The organism is Stenotrophomonas sp. RIT309, assembly GCF_000632045.1.
Lineage (GTDB): Bacteria > Pseudomonadota > Gammaproteobacteria > Xanthomonadales > Xanthomonadaceae > Stenotrophomonas > Stenotrophomonas indicatrix.
Genome location: NZ_JFYS01000023.1, coordinates 202,511 through 221,291, shown reverse-complemented (window position 1 = coordinate 221,291; position 18,781 = coordinate 202,511). Strand labels below are relative to the sequence as shown.

Genomic DNA, 18,781 nt, shown 5'->3' with positions numbered 1-18,781 from the left:
GAACGGGTTGGCAGTGGCATCGTCATTGCCGCTTGGCCGAAGACGTGGCCATGCGTGCACGCTGTTCGGCTGTCAGTTCGCCCATGCCCACCACCTGCACCACGCTGTCCGGGTCGTAGCGGTCGTCATCGCGGGCCGGACGGGTACTGCTGGTGGCCTCGCCAAAGCCGAGCACCTGCACGCTGATGGTCGAAGGCTGCGCTTGCTGGGTCTGCCGTTTGACCATCTCCTGCGCGGCCTGCACGGCACTGTTGGCAGCGGTACTGGCCGAGGTCAGCGCACTGACATTCACCGCTGCCACTACCGGGACGCCTGCGGACTTGCCCTGCACCTGGATGTTGTCGGCATTGAGCACCTGCAGCGCCGCCAGGTTGACGTTGCCGGAGACACGGATACCGGCCTCACCGGCATCGATGGTGCCCAGCGGAGCAATAAGGTCGATGTCCCCAGGTGCGATCTCCGGGATCGGGTTGAGGGTGGCGATGCCGGCACCGGTGGTGGGCGTGTTCGGCGACAGGGTGACGTTGCCCACGCTGTCGTAGACGCGACGCTGCGGCGTGTAGACCACGGTGGTCTTGCTGCCGCGTCCGGCGTTGATGTCACCGCCGGCCGACCAGGCCAGGATGTTGCCGCCGAAGGTGGTGAAGACGCGGCTCTGGCCGAGCAGAATGCTGTCGCGCGAGTAGATGCTGATGTCACCCTCGCCCTGGGTCATCACGCCCGAACCGGCACCCGGCACGAAGCCGCCGTCGATGCCGACCAGCGTGCGCCCGCCCGGGGTCATGATCTGCACGTCACCGCCGAACTGGGTATGGATGCCGGCGTCGACCACTTCGTAGTACGCCACACCGTAGGACGGGCTGCCCATCGCCTGCCACTCGGCCTTGCTGATATAGGTCTTGCCCGGCGTCGGCCGATCCTTGCCGACACCGTTGGTGCTGATGTACTCATCCACATACAGCGCACTGCTGAACAGGGTGAGGTCACCGTTGTAGCGGCCGCCGTTGTCTGCGCCGGGCAACAGGGTGGCGATCGCTTCACGACCGCGCACGTAGCTGCCGAAGCGCTTGCCGTTGGCATCGTTGTACTCGCGGCCGGCACTCTTCAACTCGGCGTAATAGACATTGCGCAGGAACGCGTGCTGCTGTTCGGCCGGAAGGGCCGCGAAGAACGTGCGCGCATCCATCGTGCCCGCATCGAAATGCAGGCCCAGGCCATTGTCGGCACCGAAGCGGGTGCTCAACCAGTTCACCAGATGCAACTGGCTCTGCAGGCGGAACTCGCGTGCCAACGAGCGTGTGGGAGCATTGCCGCCGCCGACCAGCGACGCAGCACGCGCCTGGTCCAGTTCGGCCTGCTTGCTGGCCAGGAAGGCATCGGCACCGGCGGCATCGCCGCTGTAGCCGAACTCACGCTGCAGCCATTGCGGCAGCGTCAGTTCGCCACTGTAGATCGACACGGCCTTGCCAGGCTGCTCGGACAGCGGCCGCTCCGGATCGGCCAGGTTCACTGCATCCAGGTAGCGCGCGGCAAATGCGTTCCAGTCCGCACCCGCGCCCATGCCGGCGGCCACGACGATGCTGGCACCGCTGGCGCGGTCGCTGGAACCGGCATCGACAACGTTGCCCAGCGATTTGATCTCGCCCTTGTCGGCCAGGTAGACGTTGCGGCCGGCACTCACATCCAGCAGGCCCGGGCCGGTGACGTAGAAGGTGCTGAAGCGGATGTCACGCCCGGCCTGCACCACCGAGATGTCATCGGCATGGCCGTGCGCGATCAGGTTGCCGCGGCCCTCGCCGACGGTGTCCTTCTGGCCCAGGCCCGTGCCGCTGTTGCTGATATCGCGGCCGGCGCGGATCGCCACCGGAATCGAGCCGTCATAGCGGTAGCCATCGCGTGCCTTCAGCCCCAGCTCGGCGATCTGGCCCATGCGCAGGCCAACGATGTCACCCTGCACGGCGTAATAGCGCGCCGGCTGCTGGCCCACGGCGGCGTAGCTTGAGGTCGCCTGGCTGCCAAAGTTCAGCAACGAGGCGTTGCTGATGCGGCCATTGCCATCGGTGATCCAGTCGTTGAAGGCGATGTTGGCCGCCGCAGCGTTGTGGATGCGCGTGGGGCTGAAGCCATTCGGCCCACCACCGGTCTGCGCGGTGATGCCCATGAAAGCTGGATTGAACGGACTGCTGAGTGCCCTCGGGTCGGCGGTGGATGCGGTGATGGCGTAGCCGCTGGCGTAGATCGAGTCGCCCGCAAGCAGGGCCAGCTCGCCCTTGCCGGTGGCGTTGATGAACTGGCTGCCCTGCGGCGCGGGCGCCAGTGTCAGCCCGCGCAGCACGCGCAGTGGTGTGCTGCCGAAGTTGTTGCGCAGCGCGGTGGTGCCCACGCCGTAGTAGAGGCTGCCATTGGCCGCAACCGCACGCAGGATGGAAGGATAGAAATCGCCATCCAGAGTGCCCGATGCGTTGCTGCCACGGCGGTCGATGGCGATGTCTTCGTTGTTGGCGCCACCGGCCCACTCCGTGGTCGGGGTCAGGTTGCCGCCTGCACTGAACAGATCGATGCTGGTGGAAGGTGTCCACAGCGAGAACGAACTCCACCCCTCGCCCGCCACCTGCTGGCCTGCATACGTAAACGGCGTGGCATTGAGCAGCTTGGTGCGGCCGGGATCACCCACGCCGCCGAGCACCAGATCGCCGCGCGTATCCAGCCGTGCTGACGAATCGCCAAGTACCAGCACCGGTCCGCCACCGGCGTAGGCACGGCCTGCCGCGAAAGGATCGCCACCACGCGAATCGATGTGGTCCAGCACGCCGTAGCGCAGTTGCAACCCACCCAGCGCGCCGGCTTCCACGCGCAAGGCACCGCGCAGGTTGACCAGCGTGCTGTTGAGGTCGTGTTCGTTGCGGCGCAGTTCCGCGTTCGGGTTCAGGCTGCCGCCGATACGCAGGTCGAGGTCACCGCCACCGGTCAGCACCAGATCGCCCGCAGCGGTCATGCGGCCACTGCTGCCGACCGCCAGGTTCAGGCCCTGGCTGCGCGGTACCAGCGTCTTGTCCAGACTCTGCGCGCCCTGGTTGAGGCGTGCATCGCCGCGGGCGGACTGGATACCGGCATCACCGCCGGCTTCCACCACCAGGTTGCCGCCACCCAGCGTGCCCACGCCGGTGAAGCCGGCCAGGAACGGGGCATTGGCATAGCGTGCGTTGGAATTTGCCAGGTAGCTGCCATCGGCCGAACCGGGCACGTAGGTGCCGAAGTTGACCCACCACGCAACGGGCGTGCCGTCGCTGCCCGGCGTCACGCTGCCGGTGCCCTGTCGCCACAACCAATTGCCGATGGCCACCGAGCCGATCTGCCCACGCATCATGCCGAAGGACACGGTGTTGCGGGGCTCGCCACCCGCGCCGATCAGGTCGCCGACCAGATTGCCACCGGCGCGCACCAGCACGTTGCCACCATGTTCGGGATACCACGCGCTGTAGAGACTCTGCGTGCCGCCGTCGATCAATGGCCGGAAAGCAGCCTCCTGATCCTTCCACAGCAGGCTGCCATCCTTCAGCGCGCCGCGTGGCTGGTTGTAGGGGTCAACGCCATTGCCGGCGGCCAGCGACGACGACGCCGTACCGGCGGTGTACACGCCATAGGGCGAATGCATCTGCAGGTCACCGGCTGCCACCAGGTCGAGGTCGCCGGTGCCGGTACGCAGCACGCTGAACACCTGCTCGCGGGCGGGCCGGGCGATGTCGGCGAACTGCGGCGGCACTCCCGGGTTGGCTTCGTACACCGGCTCCCCCAGGCCCCAGCCATTGAGCTCCAGCGGGCTGGATGTGATCAGGCCGAAGAGGATCAACATGTCGATGTTGTCCTGGGTGATGATTTCGCCGGCAATCACCTGGCTGGGCAGGCCGATCGAGTTCCAGGTATCAGCATCAACGTCCACCGCCCAGCGATACTCGGCGGGGATGCCCGTACCGGGCACCGGCGCGTTCTCCACCAGCACGCCGTAATGGGTATCGGCCAGGCGCACGGTGCCGGTGGCGCCTCGCGCCATGGCGCGGGTGTCGGCCGCCTGCAGATCGGCACCAGCCACCAGGCGCAGGTCGAACGACTGCGAGCCGGCTGCCAGCATCGGCGCCAGTGCCCAGGTACGCCCCTGGTTGCCGTTGGCATCGGCCGGACGCAGGTTGATCGACTCTGCGCTGCCTGGCAGTTTGACGTCGGTTTCCGACGGCAGGATCGCCCCCTTGGCCAGCAGCAGCGGCTGCGCAAGGCTCATGCCTACCGGCAGCGGAACGCCGGCCGGCCAGGTACCGGCTGCCATCGAGGTGGCCGCAGGTACGCGGAAACCCGCGTCCAACTGCGTGCCTGCCGCCAGTGTGGTGGCCTGCGCCAGCACCGTGCCGGCCGCATGCAGCAGCACCCCATTGCCATCGCGGATGGCCGCGCCCAGCACGGTGCCGGCCGGCAACGCCAGCTCGCCTGCCAGGGTCATGCGGGACGGCAGCTGCGTACCCGAGGGCAACTGCATCGCCGCTGCGGGAAGGTCGAAATTGAGTGTACGTCCCGGCTGGAACGCACTGCCGGCATCCAGCGTGACCACCCCGCCATGCGGAATCACCACTTCGCCGCCGAACGGAATACGCCCGTTCGGCAACAGCCAGCCCTTGTCATCCGGTGTGCTGCCCACCAGCAGGCGCGAGCCGTCGAAACCGTCGCTGATGCTGCCGAACACTTCCAGGTCGCCCGCCGCACGCAGCACCAGCGCACCGGCTTCACCGGAACCGTACTGGCGGGTCTTCTGCAGATGCGGGTTGAGGCTGGCGTAGCGATAGCCGGACAGATCGATATCGCCATCGACATGCAGATGGCCATCACGATTGACCAGCGCGTCGGCACTGCTGCTGATCTGTACACCCGGCCGCAGATGGAACTGGTCGCCATAGGCACGCAACCCGGCCAGTTTGCCGTCGATCAACGCCCCGTTGCCCAGCGCGTTGTCGATGAACGCCGTACTGTCGGCATGGATCGTGTCCAGGTACGCCTGGTTGATGACCTGGTAGCTGCGGCCATCCACCGTGGCATCGGTGCCGGCGGCAGCATCGGTGTAGGTCTGGAAAGCATTGACGGTGATCGCGCGGGCACCATCGATGCGTACAGGTGCCGAAGCATCGATCGCCACATCATTGCCACGCGCGCCGCCCAGGCGGGGGGCATTGAGCACGACCGTTCCGTACGCCGCCGGTGCATCGCTGACACCGAGATCCATGCGCGCGCCAGCGGCCAGTGCCAGCAGACCATTGCCCGAATCCAGTTCGATCACCGCACGGTTCGGTGCGTCGATCACCTGGCCGTAGCTGTCCCGTCGCAGCACGCTGCCATGCGCGTCCAGCACCGCAGCGGTGCCCAGGCTGAGGCCGTCGCGGGCGGCCAGGCGGATGCTGCCCACCTGTTCGCCACTGGCGTCGATATGGCCCTGCACGGTCAGATGGCCGGCATCGACCGAGACGTTCACCTCGCGCGCCTTCAGCCCATCACCGATGACCAGGTCGCCCTGCTTGAGCTGGAAGCTGCGGCCACCGAAGACCTGCCCCGCGTTGAGACGCGTGTTGAGGGCGGCGAAGTCGTCGATGTGCTGCGCACGCAGATCGAGATAGGCACTGCTGTACGGCACCCAGGTGCCGCCGGTGTCGTAGCGGCCGCTGCTGCCACCCAGCATCTGGCCAGCCAGCGATACAGTGCCAGCGCCTGCACCCAGCGCGCTGGCATTGAGCCGACCGCCGCGGTTGTTCACCGCCGACAGATCGATGCGCGAGCCCGCCGCCTGCACGATGCTCCCGGCCTGGGAATCCAGGGTGACATCACCGCCCCAGCTGTAGCGACTGACATCGAACATGTCGATGCGGCGCCCGGCAAGGTCCAGCTGCGCACCATCGCCCAGGCGCACGTCATCCTGCGCCGCCAGCTGCAGCTTGCCGCTGGGCAGCTGTACGCGGGTATCCAGCAGCAGATCGCGGCCGGCCTGCAGTGAAAGCTCAGCGCCCAGCGCCGCTGCCGGATCGCTGGCGACCGCATTGCCGCCCTGCGCTGCGACCACGGCGATGCGGCCACCGGCACGGATGCGATTGATCGATCCGGCTGCGCCGGTGAACAGCGGGGTGCTGATCAGCAGGTCACCGCCGCTGTAATCGAAGGCCTTGGCCTGCCCGTTCCAGGCGCCCTGCGATTGGTACACCGACAGGCTGCCGATGTGATTGGCGCTGATGCGATCGCTGGCGTTCAGTGCAACCGTGCCGAAGCCCAGCGTCTGCCGGCCATGCATGGCCACGGTGTCGGGCTGGGACTGCTCGGCATAGCCGAACAGGATCTGCCGCGCATCCACCTGCAGCTGGCCACTGCCTGTACCCGCGCCACCGGCAACAACATCGCCAGCCGGACGCGCACTGCCGTTCCAGACGAGGGTATCGGTGCGGATGCGGGCCACTGCATCGGCATCGCCCTGGCCACGGATGGCGGGCGCGGTCAGCACCAGTTGTCCCAGCGTTGACTTGCCGCTGGCATCGAGCGTGGACAGCTCTACCGAATCAAAGAAGTTCACCGCATCGCCGGCCGTCAGCACCAGCTTTTCCAATGCAGGCGCACCGGTACTGGCATCGCCGCGCAGCAGGCGATCCAACACCTGCTGGTTGAGGGTGAGTCCAGCCGGCAGCAGGCCCTCGGCGGCCATCCGTGCCAGCGCATCAGTACTGCCAACGTTGATGTTGCCAACGGCCAGCACCAGGTTGCGGGCGCCGTAGCGCGCACTGTCGGCCAGCTCGAAGCCCGCCGTGGTGGCGGCGGTGAGGGTACCGCCTGCGTACAGCGTAGCGGCACCGCTGCAGCTGCGGTCGGCACCGCAACCACCAATCAGGATGTCACCCTGTCCATAGCGCGCTTCGGTGCTGGTGCCCGGTGCCAGCATGTCCAGCCAACCGTTGGATACCGCCAGCACCGCCGTGGTGCCGGGGTCGAAGATATAGCCAGCGGTCGAATCCCACGCCGCCGCGCCCTGGCCGAGCGTCGTGATGGATGCGCCCTGCTCCACCGTGATGCCACCTTCGCGCGCACCGGCCACCAGGAACACCTGCGCGGCCGACAGCTGCGCCCCGCTGCGCAGCACCACCTGCGACGACGCCTGGCCGTTGCTGCCGAACCCAAGCTTGTAGGCGTCCTGGGTGATGCGGTTGGCCTGGAACACCGACGTAGGCGTCCCGCCAATCGTCATCGTGTTGGCCCCTACCGCGTTCAGCGCATCGGCATGCACCGACAGGCCGCTGAAGCCGTCGGTGACCGTACTGCCGGGCGCCAGCACTTCCAGCGCACCTGGGCTGCGCACAACCAGCTCACTGCCGTAACCACCGCTGGCGGCTACGCCACGCACGCTGCCCGGCGCGATCGCCAGCGCATGCACTTCGGGTTTGTCAGCCTGGCGATTGGAAAGATCCAGCGTCAGCCTGCCGGCATCACGCTCCAGCCGGGGCCGCGGTGCACCGTCACGCTGCGCCCAGGCCAGGCCGAACTGCGCGTAGCTGGTTTCGTTGTATTGCGAGTACTGCCGCAGGGTGTCGGCGGCAGTCACGATCACCTGCGAGGTCAGCGCATCCTGGATATCGGTGCCGGCCGTGCTGAACCGCGCCGCCGTGCTCCACGAGCCGTTGCGCATCGCCGTGCTGGCGCCGAAACCGGCCTGGCTGCTGGCCTGGCCATTGAGTTCCACCCGGAATGCACCCGGCAGCAGCGCGTAGGTGGATGGCAGCAAGGTGTAGGTTCCGGCCGGCAAACCCGGCACACCCGCGCCAATCTGGATCTGGCGGCCGATGGCCGGATCACCCGCGCCCTTCTCCGCTGCGATCGGTGCGGCATCGGCCTGTGCGCCGGGCACGATCGCATAGACCGGATTGCTGGACAGGCCAGGCAGCACGAAGCCACCGCCGTTGGCATCAATCTGCACCAACGGATGCAAGCGTGCATCGGTGGAACCGCCACGCCCGCTCAGGAACGCCGCGCCACTCAGCTCACCGCCGCCGGACAGGTCCAGCACCGCACCAGCCTGTACATCGATGTTCTCGCCGCGCAGGGTGACACCGCCGAACTCGTTGCCGCTGACACCGATGCCCTTGTAGACCGCATCCAGGCCGTCATGCACATAGGTCAGGCCATCCTTGGTACCGCCGTAAGGCATGCGCAGGCCCGCGCCGCTGACAGACGTCACGCTGCCCGGCAACAACTGCACGCGGCTGGCCAGTCCGAAGGTGCCGCCGTCGGCCTGGCCGATCAGGAGTTCGCCCAGCGGTGCGCGGACCACGCCACCCTGTTCGATGTTGGACGACAACAGCCGCAAGGTACCGAACGCCGCCAGCGGTGCAGCCGGCAGCGCGTCACCACTGCGCTCCACGCGCAGCGAACGTGCCGGGTCGTACACCACCTGGAACTGACCCCACTGGTCGACGGTGCCCATCTTGCCGGCACGGATCTCAGCCACCGCCTGGGTGGCGGGATAGATCTGGCTGGCGGACAGCACCAGGTCGCCCACCGTATCGATCGAGCTGCGGTCGCGCACCTTGGATTTGAGCAGGCGCAGGTCACCCCTGCTGCGCAGCTCCACGGTTTCAAAGCCATCGCGCTGCACATCGATGGTGCCAGCGCCCTGTGCCAGCTTGCCGGAAGTGCCGAAGGCCACCGACTCGATCACATCCAGCACCCCTGCTTCCACGCGCAGCGTAGAGGCATCGCGCAACGCAGGCAGGCGCTGGATCTCGGGCAGCGGCAGGGTGTGCGCATCCTTCGCACCACGGGTGTTGCCGGCCAGCCGTACATACGGTGCGGCCAGCGCCACCTGCGCGCCGTTTCCGCTGTGTTCTGCCAGGCTGAGATTGCTGGCGGTCAGGCGCAGGCCTTGGCTCATGGCCAGGTCCACGCCGTCGTTGAAGCTCATCACGCCATTGACCAGCAGGCCCAGGTTGCCGAAGCCTCCGGCCTGGATGCGGTCGACGCCAATCGCGGCGCGCCCATAGACCAGCGCTGGATCGCGCTGGCCGGGTTGCAGCGCAGCAGCCAGACCACTATCTGCCTGCTGCTGGGTCACGCTGAGTTCGCGCAACGAGCGCACGCGATCGTCTGGATTGCCGGCCAGCAGATAGTTCGGTGCTTCCAGTGCCACCGACAGGGTGCCGCCGGCGGCACCGCGCCCACCGGCAGCTGCACGCAGCCTGCCCTCCAGGAACAGGCCATTGAAGCTGGCCAGGTGCAGCACGCCACCATCGCCGGCCACGTCAGTCGCCCCTTGGCCAGGCACATCGAGCGTGGCACTGGCACCGGAGGCATCGAGGCGTGCACCGGGGCGCACCACCACGAATGCGTCCACACCATCCACGCTGGTGGCGTTGGCATCGTAGCGGCCTCCCAGCTGGATGCGGCCGCCATCACCAACCTGGCCGAAACGCTGGCCACGTGCATCACGTTCAACCTGGGCCACGCCGGAAACATCAAGCACGGCGTGATCGCCGATCCACAGCGAGCGGTCGTGGCTCTTAGGCGACGCGGCGATCTCACCCAGCCCCATGTCGAGGATGTCGATGCGCCCGCTGTGGGCCTGCAACGTGCCGTCCACGGTGATCTGGCCATTGCCGGCCAGACCGATGCTGCGCCCGTTGTCCACCTGCAGGTGCGCACCCTCGCCGATCGCCAGCGTTGCCAGCGCGCCCATCGTGCTGCCTGCACGCAGCTGCAGGTCGGCCCCCTTGCGCTGCTGCAGCGTCGCCTTGGCAGTGTCAGCGCTGAATTCCGGTGCCAACCATTCCTGCAATGCCTCGCCGGGCGCGCCGCCACTGCGCAGCGCCCGCGCATGTTCCAGGTCCAGCTGCAGCACCGGCATGCTCACCCGCAGGTCGGCGCCGGGTGCCACCGCCAGGCTCTGCTGGCCAGTCACTTCATAGCGCGCGAAGCCCTGCCCGAACAGCTCGCTGGACAGCTGCAACGGGCGCTCTACCGCCACATCCTGCGCCAGCACGTTGCCGGCGCCGATGCGCGTGCCGGCGGCGAAACGGATATCGGTCGGTGCCACGCTGCCGGCTTTCAGCGTTGCCGCCGACGGCAGTACCCGGATGCCCTGCGGAAACACGTCCGCCGGCACCGCATAGTTGATCGGGAAGCCACCCTGGAAGCCGGTGATCTGGGTAACAACGGTGCCCGCCGCCAGGGTCGGCGGCGGCGTCCATGCGTTCACCGTGAACGCGCGCCCATCCAGCGTGCGCAGGATGTAGGAGTCGGCGTTGGCCACCGGCTTGGGTGGGGTCCAGCTCGCGCCCAGGGTGAGGTGGGTTTCCGGGCGGGCGGGGTCCACCACCGGCTGCGTGCCCAGCGTCTCTCCCGGTTGGGCCTGTACGCGGGTATAGGCATAGTCGACCGGCAATGTGCTGCCCGCCAGCACCTGGAAGGTGTCGGAGGTGAGCAGATCGATTGGCGCGCGTTCGCCCGCGCGCAGCAGGCCGTCGCTGCCGGCCACCTGTCCACCGATCACCACCGCCTTGCCCGATTGCAGCCGCAGCGTGCCGCCGCCCTTGACACCATGGCCGCGCAGATCGCCCTGCAGGCTCAGCTGACCCGCCGCTATGCCGGCCACCGGTGCTTCCTCCAGCGCGTTGGCGATCAGCGCGATGTCGCCGCCGCGACCGCCACGCAGGTGGTCGTCGGCCTGCAGCGCTGCGCCCGAAGAGGCATCCAGGCGTGCGCCGCGCGCCACCAGCACATCCTGGCTGCTGCGTAGCTGGATGCTGCCACCATCCACATAGGGCATGCCCTCGATGCCAAGTGGCTCAGTCTGCAGGTTGCTCCACAGACCACGGGTATCAAGCAGCACGCCCTCGCCCAGCAACGTGCGTGCACGGCTGTTGGCAGCCACTGGAACCAGCGCACGATCAAGCCAACCGGTACTCTCGCTCCAGCCGGGCACGATGTTGCCCAGCGCGATCGCGCCACCACGGGCCACCAGATCGGCATTCACCTGCACCTGGGTGGCATGCAGGCCCAGCGATCCCCCTGCTGCCATCTGCAGCGCCTGGTCCACCACCACCGCATCACGTGCGTAGACCTGCAGGCCCCCCAGCGCCAGGCTGTTCAACCACGCCGCATCCAGATGCATGCCGGTGCTGCTGTCACTTTCTGCAACCGGCACGCTGCCGATCTGCACCTTGCCGGTCACGGCCGAAGGTGTGTAGCGCAGGCCGTGCGTGCCCTTGTCCTGCACCGCACGCTGCTGGCCGATCACCAGCTGGCCATTGCGGGCCACTGCCGTCTGCGCCTGCAGGTAGCCATCCAGATCGATCTGGCGGGCATTGATCTGGCGGTCGCCCTGGAACGTCGCGGTTTCGATGTCGCCCTGCAGCTGCGCCGACTGCGTGGCCACGATCATCCGGCCCGCATCGCGACCCACCACGTAGCCGTTCTCCAGGCGCTGGCGCGCACCGATCAGCGGGTTGTAGTGGTATTCGGTAGTGCCCCAACGGGCGTGGCTGCTCTCGAAGCCCTTGTACAGGCCGGTGTACAGCAGGTCGCCCGGTGCGGTGGAGGCGCTGTACAGACGGCCATCGGCTCCCTTCAGGTGGGTCTGCTGGATATAGCCGGTCTGCACGTCCAAGGTGCCGCCGGACAGGTTGATCTGCGAGCCCGCGCGCGTCTGCAGGTTGCCGCCACTGAACTGCACGGAGCCGCCCTGCGCCGACCATTCACCGATACCGTGACCGGTAACGCCCAGATAGCCGCCCACTTCCAGCAAGCCCCCGGCGGTGTACCAGCGATCGGCTTCGTAACCGTTGGTGCCCGCCGGCACCAGGGTCAGGTCGCGCCGGTCCAGCCAGATGCTGTTGCTGCTGAGCTTCTCGCCAAGGCGGTTGACCGGCGCATCGCGCTGTTCGTTGCCCTGCACGTTGATCTGGACGTTGTTGGCTTCCATCGCGATCTTGACGCCGACATGGCCGGACACGTCGATCCGCGCGCCCTGCTGCAGCTCGGTGCTGCGTGCATCCACATACACCTGGCCGCCGGTGGCCAGGGTCAGGCTGTCCTTCGCAAAGCTGACATCGCCGGCCGTATCGATCTGCACCAGTGACTGGTCGCGGCGATGCTGGATGCCATCGCCGGCCTTGTCCGAGTCCTGCACCAGCGTCTCGCGCTGCACATCCAGCGCGGTGGTGGCCGAGTCGTCCAGCACGATGGCGGTGGTGCTGCCCTGCGCCAGCTGGATGCTGCCTTCGGTGTCACTGCGCTCATTGCGCAGATGGATGGTGCCGCGTGCATGCACCGAACTGGTGGCCACCAGCGTGCCGTGCTGCTGCACTTCATGACCAACCAGGGTGATGTCGCCGGTGCTGGCCTGCACCAGGCCGGTGTTGCTGACCACGCCTGCCGCAGCGTCCACCGGCATGCCGGCCGCTGCAGGCGCGCGAAGTGCGGTCACCACGTTGCCACGGGTGGTGGAGGTCAGGTTCTGGTCGGTGCCCAGACCCTTGCGGATCACGAACGCATCGCCAGCGGCCAGCACGGTCTGCCCGTTGGCGCTGCTGATCTGCCCATGGTTGCTGACCTGCCGGCCGAGCAGCAGCACATAGCCACCGCCTTCGGTAACGGTGGTAGGCGCATGCGTGGTGATCTGCGCACCGCGCTCGACCACCACATCACCGGTGGCTGCCGCATGCGCGAAACTGTTGGCGCTGCTGCTCAGTTCGTTGCCGAACGTGGGAATGAAAGCCGTTCCCTGCGCATCGCTGTACAGGCCCTTGCGGAACTGCGCATCGCTGATGTTCACGGCCGAGGCCGCCAGGTTGCGGACGTTCACCTGGCTGCTGCCGTCGAACACCACGCCATTGCGGTTGACCAGCATCACCGTACCCTGGCCCTGGATGCGGCCAAGAATCTGCGACGGCCGTGCGGACGGATCGCTGATGCGGTTCAGCAGCGACCAGCCCGCCTGCTGGTCGAAGTCGACCACGGTGTTGCGGCCGACGTTGAAGGTTTCCCAGTTGAGGATGGCCTTGTCGGCCGTCTGCGCGATGCTGACCGTGGTGGTGCCGTCCTTGCTGCTCTGCACCGGGCCGCTGGCGTTGGACCAGCCTTTGGTCAGCGCATCGTCGTCGATCTTCAGGCCACCCTGGCCCAGGCCATCGGGCACCTGGCTGACGCGCAATCGCGCCGCATCGCGGGCACTCTGCTGCAGGCGCTGCTGCATTGCGATGGCCTGCGCAGCAGTGCCGAGATTGTCCAGCGAGGTCTGCAGCGTCTCACGCGCCTTCTGCGCCTGTGCATCGGTGCGCAGCAGATTGGACGGCATGCCGCTGGGCAGCCGTCCGCTCTGCGCGGCGGTCTGCTGCTGTGCGCCCTTGTTGGCGAACCACGCAGGGCTGAAGGCCTGTTGCGCCGATACTCCGCCCACCATGCCGCCTGCCATCAGCAACAGGGCAATGGCCTGCGCCAGCGGCTGCACCTGCGGTGCCCGTGCAGCTGCGCGCATGCCCAGATCGTTCTGCTGCTTCACCATCGCCATCACCCGTCGCAATATCGTTCGCTGATAAGGGCAAGCACATGCCGTAGCGGCACTCCATCGGCGCACCCCCAGGAACAGGAGCCAGCCTGACGCCGCATTGCGTTGCGCTTGTTACGGTGGATAAGACCGGGTTGGATGGCAGCGACTGAACCGCTGCAACAAAAATTTCATCTACAGATGACGGCCTGTCGGTCAGCACTGCAGGTGTCATCGCAACGTCATGCAGGCGTGTTGTGATCGCGCGCCCGCAGGATCCGCATGCTCAGCCCAACAGCACCACGTCGCCGGGCATGCTGACAACACGTGCGCCATAGGCATCGCGTACCAAGTCGATGAAGGTATCGATGCGCTGCAACGAAATACGGGCCTGCACACGGCGCTGCGACAACGTGCTGTCTGCGATGACGATGCGCCCGGTGCGGTAGCGGTTGATCTCTTCAACCACCTCCGACAGCGGCTGGTCATCGAACATCAACCAGCCGTGTCGCCACGCGTCGACGCGTTCGGTGGGCACCTCCCCCACCGAGGCAATGCGCGCGCCATCCAGCCGTGCCTGCCAGCCCTGCTGCAGCACCACTGTCCGCGCGCCACGGGCAAGCGCGGCGGTGCCAGCCAGGCAGGTCACCCGTACATCCCCACCCACGCAGCGCACGTTCACCCGAGCGCCCGGGTCCAGCGTCACCCGCGCGCCCTCCACCTGGATCTCGAAGCCACGCCGTGCCCACGCAGGTAGCGCGAATTGTGCCTCGCCCTGGCTCAACTGCAGTCCGCGCGCATGATCGTCGGACCGTCGCAGACGGGTGCGTGTACCCATCGCCACCGTCACCCCCTGGATCTCCAGCTCGCGGCGCTCACCGGTGGCGGTGCGGTAGTCCGCGCCCAGTGCCCCCAGCTCCGGCCACAGACCCAGTGGCGAACTGGCCGCCAGCCAGCAGCCACCTGCCGCCGCTGCGACTGCGCCGCCCAGGAATGCCCTGCGCCCCATTCGCGCGCGGCTGCGCGGCCGAGCAGGGCTGCCGGCATGGGCAGCTGGCGGCGGACTTGCCACCGGCTGCTCCTCACGGGCCACAGGCGCCTGTTCTGCCTGCGCACCCGTAGCCTGCAGCGCCGGCCCCAGCGCCTTCCACAGCGCGCGTGCCTGTGCAAACGCAGCGGCGTGGCGCGGGTCGAGCCCCCGCCATCGGCGGAAGGCGTCGGCGTCGGCTTCACTGACTGCCGCACCGTTCAGGCGCAGCAACCAATCCTGTGCCTGTTGCCGTACGTCTGCCGGCAGTGGGGAGGCCACATTCGTCTTCATATCAGTCATGACGGTTTTCCGGCGCCGGGACCGAACCGTTGCACCAACGGCCGGTCCAGCCGTCCTGCGCAGTGCTGCAGGGCCTTCTTCAGCTCCTTGCCGATCATCCGCGCCGACACCCCGTGCTGCAGGGCAATGGCCTCGATCGGCAACTGCTCGATGCGCGCCGCCACCAGGATGGCGCGCTGGCGCTCGGGCAGCTCGCGCAGCGCCTGCTCCAGCTGCGCCATTTCCACCTGGCCGAACGTCACCGTGGCCGGATCCAGATGGTCGGCGGTCTCGTCCATCAGCGCATCCAACTCGGTGCCGGTCAGCATCCGTGCGTGGGCCTGGCGCTGGTCGCTGGCGGCGTTGATCGACATGCGGAACAGATAGGCCACCGGGCTGCGCTGCGGCACGATATTGCCCATTCGCTCGACGCGCAGCCAGGTCTCCTGCAATGCATCCAGCGCCAGGTCGTCCGAGCCCAGGCGGCGGCGCAGGCGCTTGCGGAAGGCCTCGTAGTGGTCCAGGAACAGCCCGCGGAGTGCCGTCACAGTGCCCCCCTGCATGGCGGCGTGCGGCCCGCAGCGTGTGGCAGCAACAGCAGCGTCACCGGTTGCGGCAGGTCCGCCGGCAGCCCTGGCATGGCCAGGTCGTCCAACCGCTGCAGAATCGCGGCATCACGACGTGGGTCGCCGCTGCTTTCCATGACATCGGCGCGGCTCACCCGATGGTTGGCCGGGTCCAACCATAGTTGCAGCGCGACCCGATAGCCGCCCGGGCGCGTCGCGCGCGCGCCGCACAACGCTGTCTCCAGTGACTGCTGGATGACACGCGCCGCTCGGCGCCGGGACGCGGCGGGGTCTGTTGCAGAGGGTGTGCCGGCATTGGCTGGGCCTGCACCGCTGGACGCCGGGGTCTCACCCGCTACCAGCGTGAACCCGCCACCGTCGACAAAGCGAGGGGCCAGGCCCGTGCCCTGCAGCAGCATCTGCAGCGCCGGCAATGGCGCATGGCGTCCACTGACTGCCGTCGAGCGCAGGCCGCCCAGCATGCGGGCATCAATCAGTACCGCCACCCCTGTGGTCTCCCCATACACCTGCAACGCCTGTGGCAACGGTTGGGCTGGAATGTCGAACAGGTGGGTAGCCCCCTCGGGCGCAGCGCCCGCGCCGGCCCAGGCCAGCAGCGTCGGCGCCAGCATCCATGCGATGCACAATAGCCAGGCAACGCCGCGGATGCAGCGATCACGCCTTCCCGCCCGCATTGCCGGCCCCCCGTCCTGCGCTCCGGTGTCATCAAACTGCATGCAAGACACGCCAGCATCACAACGCCAAGCCGGTCACGTTAGGTCGGCTTCATTGCAACTTGGTGACACCCATGCATCTCTTGCGCTGGCTTGCTACGGGCGTCTTTCTGCTGCTACCGCCGCACGCGTGGGGCGGCCCGGCAAAGGCTGCGCCTAGGACCGCGCCCGCGCTCACGGCCGCCGACGCTGCTTGTATCGAACTGGAGGTCAACGGCGAACGCATCCCCGACTACGCCTGCATGAGCGAACGGTTGATGCCCGCCTCGCGCAAGCCCATGCCTGAGATGCCGGCGTCCGAGCAGCGGGTGCGGCAGGCGCCAACCGCGCTCGGTCTGGCCCATCGGGCTGCCGCCCAGCAGAGGATGGGGAATAGTTTTGGGATCTCCACGCGGCCTCAGCGGCCGATGGCACCGCCTCCAGCACCGCCGACAACGCGGCCGTGAGGTGGGGAATGCGGTATCGCTGCCGGACGGAATGCTGACATCACACATGTGGAACCAGCGCGCCCAGGGACGGTGGCAGACCGCCGCTCGACTCTTCAGCGCACTACAGCGCCGCCGAGCATCTGCCGAACACGTTGGCGGGCTTCTCCCGCAGGCTCACAGCAACCACCCGGTGCTTCTGCTCGCCGCAGCCCCCCATGACCCCATACATGATGAGAAGTCCCTTGTCGTTGACGTAGCCGATGAACGTGCCATTACCTTCATCCGAAGCGGTCCTGACGAGATAGACGCTCTCCCCGGGGGCTGGCTTCAGGCCACTCAACGGCAATGATCCGATCTTCCCTTCAACCTCTGATGCCGATACTGCGACCAGTGAGTTCTTCAACATCCACTCCGCTATGGCGGCTTCACTATCCGCATCAAGCGTGGAAATGCGGTCAAGCGGCAGAGTCGTTGAATTGCCAGGGAAGATCGCGTCGGATGAAACATCTACCCAGTCCGAGCTCCATTCTGAACGTTGAAATTTGTTGATGCTGCACCCGCCCAGCATTGGCAAGACCAGCAGCGCTGCGCGCAAGATGCCAGCCACCGGCCCTTTGATGATGTCCCTTGCTGGGGCACCTGGAATCTCCCTGCGCTTGCCGCGCCACAGAGCGGCCAGATGCCCGCTGGTGGGCGGACCCACCCGAACGGAATCACTCGCCGATACCCGGCCACGGTGCGTCTCATGCATGCCATGCCACTCCTAATTTTCCACACCGGACGTCACTGCGAGTCTATCCGCCAGCCCAGGGCCAGGATGTCGAGTGAGCTGGCAGTGGTGCAGGTTTCGATGCGGAAGCACTGAAGCCTTGGCAGCAACACACCCGAGGCCGCCCAGCGCCGTCTGCCATCGGCCAGTAGCTTGCTGTCCTCATCGACATATGCGCGGTCGATCGTGTCCTCACCCAGGACACCGAAGTTGAGCGCCAATCGTGCGCCGCAGCATTCAAGGAACACCACCCGCGCATTGCGCCCGTCGGGCCAGCGCACGTGGACCACTACTTCATCCTGGTTGCCCGGATTGCTGCGGTCAACGGACACCGCAACCAAGGTGGCGTCCGACCAGGGCAATGCGTTGAACTCAAGGATCATGCTTGGACGCCTTCATCTTGGCACGGGCGTAGCTTCGATCTGGCTTCACCTTGTCACAGCGGTTCCTCGCGCATGTATCACCATCGCTGGTACGTGGCATAGCAGAAGCGCAGCTACACAGAGCGCGGCATCGCCATCCATTGCTGCTCCATGTAGGCCCATATCAGCGGAAAGTCCGCGATCAGCCCGATGAATTGCGTATATAGCAAGAACAGAAGATACACGCCCATTGATGGGCGTGAACGAAGCACGATCCCACAGCCTCGACAGAGCTTTTTCGGCCGGCGCGCGAGCGCCGAAAGGATCGAAAATCGCTGCCGATCGGCGACGCACATGGGGCAGGCAAAGGTGAACAAGCGCATCAGACACCCTCTATGCCGTTCCGCACGTTCAACCATCATGTAATTTCCTTGCTACGCGCCCGGGGACTGAACACACAGCGGTACCAATAGGCGTCACTGCGCCTAAACCAAGTCGAGAAGGCAGTGTCACCTTTGCAGCGTCGGCTCAGCTGCACCGCACTCCGCACGGGTACATACCGTAGCGAACTAGAAGCGCGTCGCTAAATGCTGAGTACCATCTGCAACCCGTCCTCCAAAACGATCTTCGCGCGATCGAGGTCATGTCTAGAGATGGAGACCGACGTCAGCCCAACAGCTCGAGCGATCTCGCATTGCGAAAAGAATGAGTCGTACGTATCTATCATATCGACGTGGAACATCTTCCGTGGAGCATTTGCTACTACCCTGAAAAGATCAGTCATGAAGTTCCAAGCATCAATAACAGCATCTGGGCTAACTCCAACTCCCGAATCAATCGAAGATATCAAGGATTCGAAGTCGAGCAACGATTCACCCTCCCAGTCCAGGGTCCCGTCGCAAGCAGCGACTTCGTAATCGAGATCCTCCTTGCTACCGGCTGATACAGGCCTCCCATTTTTTGATAGCGCATAATCATAGTCATCGGACACCCACGCAAACCAGACGACTCTCCCATGCGCAGCAACCCCAACCGGATATATATCAGCCATCACAAACTCCCGC

General features: G+C 66.6%; 8 protein-coding genes. All 8 read right to left on the bottom strand.

Translation table 11 applies throughout. The features are described from left to right. Window positions 1-22 precede the first annotated feature (22 nt). The 8 genes from BW38_RS0120800 to BW38_RS22115 all read right to left on the bottom strand — a co-directional run bounded on the left by BW38_RS0120800 (window position 23) and on the right by BW38_RS22115 (window position 18,768). Entirely contained in the window at window positions 23-13,540 is a 13,518-nt protein-coding gene (locus BW38_RS0120800) for a filamentous haemagglutinin family protein (protein WP_161763254.1), read from the bottom strand. Window positions 13,541-13,835: 295 nt separating this feature from the next. After that, window positions 13,836-14,879 carry a DUF4880 domain-containing protein gene (locus BW38_RS06860; protein WP_081794581.1) on the bottom strand — a complete coding sequence of 348 codons (1,044 nt, stop codon included), beginning with the start codon at window positions 14,877-14,879 and terminating at the stop codon, window positions 13,836-13,838. Beyond that, window positions 14,876-15,406 carry a sigma-70 family RNA polymerase sigma factor gene (locus BW38_RS06865; protein WP_235189972.1) on the bottom strand — a complete coding sequence of 177 codons (531 nt, stop codon included), beginning with the start codon at window positions 15,404-15,406 and terminating at the stop codon, window positions 14,876-14,878. Before BW38_RS06865 ends, BW38_RS06860 begins: the two co-directional genes overlap by 4 nt. Next, window positions 15,403-16,056 (bottom strand): STN domain-containing protein, encoded by a 654-nt coding sequence (locus BW38_RS06870; protein ID WP_152543314.1) that lies wholly within the window; start codon window positions 16,054-16,056, stop codon window positions 15,403-15,405. The genes BW38_RS06865 and BW38_RS06870 overlap by 4 nt, the downstream gene beginning before the upstream one ends. A gap of 651 nt (window positions 16,057-16,707) precedes the next feature. Then, the gene (locus BW38_RS0120790; RefSeq protein WP_235189971.1) at window positions 16,708-17,337 is read right to left on the bottom strand and encodes a hypothetical protein; all 630 of its coding nucleotides are present in this window, start codon (window positions 17,335-17,337) and stop codon (window positions 16,708-16,710) included. A gap of 32 nt (window positions 17,338-17,369) precedes the next feature. Further along, complete coding sequence (locus tag BW38_RS06875; RefSeq protein WP_032976878.1) at window positions 17,370-17,738, bottom strand: hypothetical protein; 369 nt, start codon at window positions 17,736-17,738, stop codon at window positions 17,370-17,372. Window positions 17,739-17,851: 113 nt separating this feature from the next. After that, window positions 17,852-18,139: a hypothetical protein gene (locus BW38_RS21115; RefSeq protein WP_051585062.1), complete on the bottom strand. Its 288-nt coding sequence runs from the start codon at window positions 18,137-18,139 to the stop codon at window positions 17,852-17,854. 161 nt (window positions 18,140-18,300) lie between these two features. Continuing rightward, window positions 18,301-18,768: a hypothetical protein gene (locus BW38_RS22115; RefSeq protein WP_235189970.1), complete on the bottom strand. Its 468-nt coding sequence runs from the start codon at window positions 18,766-18,768 to the stop codon at window positions 18,301-18,303. Window positions 18,769-18,781 lie beyond the last annotated feature (13 nt).